Source organism: Bordetella petrii, assembly GCF_020991325.1.
GTDB lineage: Bacteria > Pseudomonadota > Gammaproteobacteria > Burkholderiales > Burkholderiaceae_B > Bordetella_A > Bordetella_A petrii_E.
This window is the reverse complement of the sequence record NZ_JAJMLX010000409.1, coordinates 1-2,856: the sequence shown is the minus strand read 5'-3', so window position 1 is coordinate 2,856 and position 2,856 is coordinate 1. Positions and strand designations below refer to the sequence as shown.

General features: G+C 67.5%; 3 protein-coding genes and 1 pseudogene. All 4 read left to right on the top strand.

Annotation, left to right across the window (positions count from 1 at the left end):
• Positions 1-8: 8 nt before the first annotated feature.
• Positions 9-977: an ABC transporter substrate-binding protein gene (locus tag LPZ50_RS23800; RefSeq protein WP_230665324.1), complete on the top strand. Its 969-nt coding sequence runs from the start codon at positions 9-11 to the stop codon at positions 975-977.
• Positions 974-1,762 carry an ABC transporter ATP-binding protein gene (locus LPZ50_RS23795; protein ID WP_230665323.1) on the top strand — a complete coding sequence of 263 codons (789 nt, stop codon included), beginning with the start codon at positions 974-976 and terminating at the stop codon, positions 1,760-1,762. Before LPZ50_RS23800 ends, LPZ50_RS23795 begins: the two co-directional genes overlap by 4 nt.
• The gene (locus tag LPZ50_RS23790) at positions 1,759-2,532 is read left to right on the top strand and encodes an ABC transporter permease (protein WP_230665322.1); all 774 of its coding nucleotides are present in this window, start codon (positions 1,759-1,761) and stop codon (positions 2,530-2,532) included. The genes LPZ50_RS23795 and LPZ50_RS23790 overlap by 4 nt, the downstream gene beginning before the upstream one ends.
• Before the next feature lie 247 nt (positions 2,533-2,779).
• Positions 2,780-2,856, top strand: a pseudogene (locus LPZ50_RS25445) (C4-dicarboxylate ABC transporter substrate-binding protein); the annotation flags it as partial.

The following is a 2,856-nucleotide window of genomic DNA, read 5'->3' as shown; positions in this document are numbered from 1 at the left end:
CCGTCGCGCTGGCCGGGCAGGGCGCGGCGGCGCAGGCGCCCGAGCCCTTGAAGGTCCGCCTGGACTGGACACCCTGGGGCGTGCAGGCCGCGTTTCACTTGGCGCAGCACAAGGGCTGGTACCGGCAGGCCGGCCTGGACGTCACGTTGGAAGATGGCAACGGATCGGTCACCACGGTGCAGATCGTGGGCGCCGGCGACAGCTTCGACCTGGGCCACGCCGCGCTGGCATCGATGATGATCGCGCGCGACAAAGGGCTGCCGGTGAAAGCGGTGGCCGTGTTCGCGCGCCACAGCGACATCGGCCTGCTGGTGCCTGGGGATTCCGGCATTACCGGCCCCGCGCAACTGAAGGGCAAGAAGGTGGCCTACACGGCGGGCTCGCTGGAAGCGCCATTTATCGACGCCTTCCTGGCGCGCGGCAAGCTCAGCAAAAGCGACCTGGAACTGGTCAATGTGGACGCGGCCGGCAAGGCATCCACTTATGCGGTGGGACGGGCCGATGCGGCATTCTCGACTATTCCGTTCTTCCTGCCGGTAGTGTCGCAGAACCGTCCGTCCAAGGCCGTGCGTTTCGCGGACTTCGGCCTGGACATGCCCAGCTTCGGCCTGTTCGCCAGCGAGCAGAAATTGGCTGAAAAGCGCGACGCCATTGCGCGCTTCGCCAGCGTCAGCGCGCGCGCATGGGAATACATCTATGCCGGCCACCAGGACGAGGCGGTGGAGGCGATACTGGCCCAGCGCCCGCAGGCCCGGTTGAACGCAGCCGTGCTGCGCGGGCAGATCGATGCGCTGCAAGACTATTTCGGCACGACGCCCGCCGGCCAGCGCCTGGGCGCGCCGGTGCCGGCCGACTGGACGCAGGCGGTGAAAACCCTGTCGTCGGTGGGCCTGGTGCGTGCCGATGCGGATCCCGCCAGTTTCTACGCCACGGGCCTGGTCCAGCCGGAACGCTATGACAACATGGTGCGGCCATGACGCAGTGGGCCGTGGCGGCACGCGACGTGGGCAAGCAGTACCCAGGCGAGCGTGGCGTGCGGGCGCTGGACACGGTGTCGCTGCAACTGCCCGCCGGACGCTTCCTGAGCATTCTGGGCCCCAGCGGCTGCGGTAAGAGCACCTTCTTGCGCTGCGTGGCCGGCCTGGAAACCATTACCCAGGGCGAACTGCGGGTCGAAGGGCGTGCCGTGCAGGGGCCGCCCGACGGCATAGGCATGGTGTTCCAGCGCGACGCGCTGCTGGACTGGCGCAGCATCCGCCGCAACGTGCTGCTGCCCGTGGAATTCGCCCGCAAGCCCGTGTCCGCGTATGCGGACAAGGTGCGCGCCCTGCTGGCGCTGACGGGCCTGCAGGACTTCGCCGATAGCTATCCCCATGAGTTGTCGGGCGGCATGCGCCAGCGGGCCGCCATCTGCCGCGCCCTGGTGGATGACCCGCGCCTGCTGCTGATGGACGAACCCTTCGGCGCGCTGGACGCGCTGACTCGCGACCAGATGAATGTGGAGTTGCAGCGCATCTGGATGGAAACGCGCAACACGGTGCTGTTCGTCACGCACGGCATCGCCGAGGCCGTGTTCCTGGGCGACGAGGTCATGGTGTTCTCGCCGCGGCCGGGCCGCGTGGTCGAAAGCATTCCCATCGACTTGCCGCGCCCGCGGCCCCTGTCGGTACGCGAAACCCCCGAGTTCGGCCGCTACGTCAGCCATATCCGCGGCTTGTTCCAGCAAATGGGCCTGATCGACGAAGGAGTGCGCGCAGCATGAACCGAGTATCCCGCAAATGGCTGCATGGCGCGGCCGGCCTGGCGTCGCTGCTGCTGTTCCTGGCGGTGTGGGAAGTGCTGGCGCGCGCGCTGCAGGTGCGCCCCATCATGCTGCCGCTGCCCACGCAGATTGCCGCCGAACTGGCCGCCGACTGGCGCTGGTATGCCGGCCATGCCTGGTACACGTTGCTGACCACGGTGGGCGGTTTCGCGCTGGCCGTGGTGGGCGGCGTGCTGACCGCGGTGCTGCTGGTGGGGTCGCGCTGGTTCGAAAGCATCTGCTACCCGCTGATCGTGGCCCTGAACAGCGTGCCCAAGGTAGCGGTGGCCCCTCTGTTCGTCATCTGGCTGGGCACGGGGGCCGAACCCAAGATCGCCATCGCGTTCCTGATCGCGGTGTTCGCCATCGTGGTCGATACCGTGCACGGCCTGAAGTCGGTGCCGCAGGATGTGCTGGATCTGGGGCGGGTGTTGAAGGGCTCGCGGCGGGACTTCTTTTTCAAGGTGCGCCTGCCGGCCGCCTTGCCGTCCATCGTCACCGGCATGAAAGTGGCCATTTCGCTGGCGCTGGTGGGTGCCATCGTGGGCGAGTTCGTGTCGTCGCAGCGCGGGCTGGGCTACGTCATCATGAGCGCGCAGGGCACCTTCGACACGGTGCGCGTGTTCGGCGCGCTGTTCGTGCTGGCGCTGATGGGCATGGCGCTGTTCGGGCTGCTGGCCTGGGTGGAACGCAAGGCCACCCCCTGGCGCCGCCATGATGCCGGGCATTGATGGCGCCAGGGTCATGGCCGCTGGCGGTGCCTGACGCCGTTGTGCGCCAGGGCAGTCTCAGCCGGACGGTGTCTGGCACCCTGGCGGGAGCCAGACACCCGGCAGGGCCCGCGAAAACCCGCCACGGAGGCCAAGGCAGTGCCATGGGTGCCAGACACCTTGTGTGTCTGGCACCGAAACAGAAACATGCTCTCCCCCTGAAGACCACAGAGAAACCCCAATCAATGACACCCCCAAGGGAAACTTAATGAAAGCATTACTCGCCTTATCGCGCGGCATAGACGCGCTGAATCTGCGGGTTGGCCGGGCCGTGACGTGGATCAC